This window comes from Streptomyces sp. NPDC097640 (assembly GCF_040302705.1).
Classification (GTDB): Bacteria; Actinomycetota; Actinomycetes; order Streptomycetales; family Streptomycetaceae; genus Streptomyces.
The window spans coordinates 1-3673 of record NZ_JBEOSB010000073.1; the positions used below are offsets into that span (position 1 = coordinate 1).

Sequence of the window (3673 nt, forward strand, 5' to 3'; positions counted from 1 at the left end):
TGTTTTTGGCGGGATGAATGAGAGCCACTGGGGCGGCGGTTTCGAGAGCCACGTTCGTCCATCCGTGAAGGGGATGGATCACAGCACGGGTTCATGATCGGCGGTGAGAATGGGAGCCACCCCTATCGAGTGACTTCTCTCGGCGTTGGTTGGGGGCGGGAGTGTCTGTGGCTGGGATGTGTGAGGTGGCCGATAGCTTGTGGTTCCCGGGTCCTGCTGGTCCGTGTCCCTGACAGGCGCGGTCTGGAAGGGCCCGGCCCCGTTCTGCAGTGGTTTGGCGGGGGCGACTGGGCTCTGTCCCGGGAACCACAAGCGGTGACCAAGGGCCGTAGCGCCGGATCACACCAATGACGGCTCCCGGGCGGCGATAGGCTGGTATTCCATGGAGCTCTGGGGTGCGAGTCTGTATGGGAATCCGTGTCGTGATTGCGGCTATAACTGGTCCCTGACTGCGAGTGAGGCAGTCGCACTGGTCAGCGGCTTGCCAGCCAAGTTTGCCGATTTGCTGGAGGGGCGGCGCGGGGATGAGCGCCACCCGGAGTTGGGTTGGACCTCCGCGGGTTATGTCAGCCACGTCACTGACAACCTGCGGACCTGGGCCGAGCGCCTGGCCGGGGCCAGGCTCGGTGGGGCAGTCCACGTTCCGGGCTACGACCCGGATCTCCTTGCTCAGGCTCGCTGCTATAACGAGATCTCGTCCGCAGCGGCGTTGTGGTCACTGCGGGGTGCTGTCGCTGCCTGGGTCGAGGCCGTGTCCTCTGCGGTTGGTCAGCAGGTGGTACTGCATCACGCGGCTCGCGGGATTCAACGTGCCGAGGATGTCGCCCGTAACAACGCGCATGACGGGGCTCACCACCTCTGGGATGTTCAGCGGATCCTCACCCACGCCGATCGGCACAGCGCAACGTGATCCGTAGTAGCCCCAGGGGACTCTGTCCCGCCGACTGCAGTGTGCCAGTCACCCCTTCTTGGGCTGGCGTTCGTCCTGGGTGGCCTGGTAGCGGTAGGAGTCGGTACCGGTCTGGATGAGCGTGCAGCGGAAGGTGATCCTGTCGGCGATGGCCGCACAGAGCCGGGGGTCACCGAAGGTCTTGTCCCACTCGGCGAACGGGGAGTTGGTGGCCACCGCGGTCGCTTTGCGTTCCTCCCGCTCGGTGAAGATCTGGAAGAGCAGCTTCGCGCCCTTCTTGTCCAGGTTCAGGTAGCCGAACTCGTCCAGGCACAGAAGATCGACTTTGCTGTAGCGGGCGATGACGGAGGACAGGCGTCGTCCTGCGTCGGCCTCGGCGAGCTCGTTCACCAGCGCCGAGGTGGTGGTGTAGCGGACCGAGAGGCCGGCCTCGGCGATCGCCGTGCCCACCCCGATCAGCAGGTGCGACTTGCCGGTGCCGGAGTCACCGATGAGCACCAGCGGGCGGCCCTCACGCACCCAGGACGGTGACTTCAGGTCGGCGATGACCTCGGGCGAGACATTCGGGTTCTTCTCGAACGCGAAGTCCTCCAGCCTCTTGGGCCTGGGAAACTTCGCGGAGCGCACCAGCCTCTGCTGTCGGCGCACGTCCCGGTCGGCGACCTCGACCTGCAGCAGGTCCAAGAGGAACTGCTTGTAGGTGGCCTGCTCGCGCCGGGCGGTGGCCGCCAGCTCCACGAACCGTTCACGGAACGCCGGAAGCCGCAGGTCCCGGCAGGCTTCGTCGATCGCCGCGTCCTCCGGGTCGCCGGGCAGCGGCATCCGGGTGGGCGGCACCTGCTGAGCGGTCGGGTCGGCGGCCTTGGTGGGGGTCATGCACTGGTGCCTTTCTGATCCGTGGTCCTCGTGTCCTTCACCGGCGTAAGAAGCCGGTCGTACTTGGCCATGTCCGGAAGCGCGGTGCGCGGATCAGTCGGCAACCGCCGGGTGTGCAGCGAGATCACCTTCGCCCCCTCGCCGGCCGCCTCGTCCTGGCCCGGCCCGGCCGGATCGTCGTCGTCCTCGGCAACCACGGCCGGCTCGTCGACGTCGTCGAGATCGTCGAAGTCATCTGCCTCGGTGTTCTCCATTGCCTTGCGGGCCTCGATCGCCACCAGGTCGGTGCTGACCGAGCCGACCCGAAGGACGGTGGTCATCCCGGCGATCACCGCATCGGCGGGCAACTGCCGGTGCAGCAGCAGCACCTCGATCAGCATCCGGGTGCCCTCCCGGTCCCCCGCTTTCCGCTTGGCCGCGGCCCAGAACGCCTCATGCGTCCTGGTGAACCCGCCCTCCGCCCGCGCCTGAGCCAGCGCGGAGGCACCGGCGAACGCGCCCGGCTTGACCAGGAGAATCTCCAGGTAGTGATCGAGGATGTCGTGAAAGGTGTAACGGCGGGTCAGCCGCGGGTGCCGGGCGACGACCTGCCGCCTGTCGTAGATCCACAGTTCGTTGGCCCGCAGCTTCACCCGCACCTTGGTCCCGATGAACTTCGCGGGCACCGAGTAGTAGCACTGCCGGACCGTGACCCGGCCGTTGCGGTGCACCACCGGCGTCAGGTCGATCCCGCAGTCGTAGCCGTCCACCGGCAGCGCGCCCAGCAGTTCCCGTTCCTGCTCGAAGTCGAACCCGATCGAGGTGGGCCGGCCGTGGACATGCCGGGCGTCCTCGGCCGCGTCGATCGCCGCCAGACGCTCGTTGAGCTCCGCCAGAGACTCGACCTGGGGCGGCGGGACCAGATGCTTGCGGCGGAACCGGCCGCCCTCGTGCTCCACCCCGCCCTTCTCGTGAGCGCCTTCCTCACCCGGCGTGCAGTAGAACGCCGAGAAGCCGTACCACGATCTGAACGCCGCCCACCGGGCCGACTCCGTGCGCGAACGGCCGAACAGCACCAGCTTCACCGCCGGCTTGAGGTTGTCGTAGCGGATGTGGACAGTCGGCACTCCGCCCAGCATCTCGAACGCCTCGACATGTCCCTCGAAGAACGCCTCCTGCGAGGCCGTGGCGTAAACGCGGTGGACGGCCTTGCCCGAGTACGACATCCGCAGCGTGAACAGTACGCACTTGCGTCGCTGCCCGGCCAGGTCCAGCCACACATCCGCGAAGTCGACCTCGGCCTCCTCGCCGGGCCGCTTGGCCTGCGGGACCGTCCCCTCCAAATGGCGGCGCCCCTCCTTCGCCTCCAGTGTCAGCTCCGGGCGCCGCCTGGCGACGTAGTCACGCACCGTGGAATACGCCGCAAGCTCGAAATCGTGCTCGCCCGCCAGCCGCTGAAGAATCCGGTCGACGGTATGCCGCTGCTTCCTCGGCGCGTCCAGATCCGCCCGCAGCATCGCGTCGATGAACGGCTTCACCGGCTCCAGCACACTCGGCCGCGGCGGCGGCTTCTTCCGCTTCGCCGGCACCGGAGACGCCAACGCCTTCGCCACCGTATTCCGCGACACCCGGTACCGCTGAGCCAGCGCCCGCCCCGACACCGCAGGGTCCAGCCGCCGGTCCCGGCGGATCCGCTCAAAGATCCACTCACGCGACCTGTACACACGGATCTCCTGACACGACCGTGATCAACGACCACAGCGTGAGCGGCCAAACAGCCCAAAACCCCGATTACTCCAAAAGCGGCATGTCGCACACCATCACACCAGGTGGCTCTCATTCCCACCGCCGAACCAGTGGTCTCCAAAACCACCGCCCTACCGGCTCTACTTCACCCCGCTAGAAACA

At 67.1% G+C, this 3673-nt stretch carries 3 protein-coding genes; all 3 read right to left on the bottom strand.

The genetic code is table 11. The features are described from left to right. Positions 1 to 715: 715 nt before the first annotated feature. The 3 genes from ABTY62_RS47320 to istA are packed head-to-tail and all read right to left on the bottom strand — an operon-like array spanning position 716 to position 3489. Positions 716 to 898 (bottom strand): hypothetical protein, encoded by a 183-nt coding sequence (locus tag ABTY62_RS47320; RefSeq protein WP_352135600.1) that lies wholly within the window; start codon positions 896 to 898, stop codon positions 716 to 718. A gap of 60 nt (positions 899 to 958) precedes the next feature. Beyond that, the gene (gene istB, locus ABTY62_RS47325) at positions 959 to 1732 is read right to left on the bottom strand and encodes an IS21-like element helper ATPase IstB (RefSeq protein WP_502997667.1); all 774 of its coding nucleotides are present in this window, start codon (positions 1730 to 1732) and stop codon (positions 959 to 961) included. Between the two features lie 50 nt (positions 1733 to 1782). After that, on the bottom strand, positions 1783 to 3489 hold the full coding sequence (gene istA / locus ABTY62_RS47330) for an IS21 family transposase (protein WP_352135602.1): 1707 nt from the start codon (positions 3487 to 3489) through the stop codon (positions 1783 to 1785). Positions 3490 to 3673: the final 184 nt, after the last annotated feature.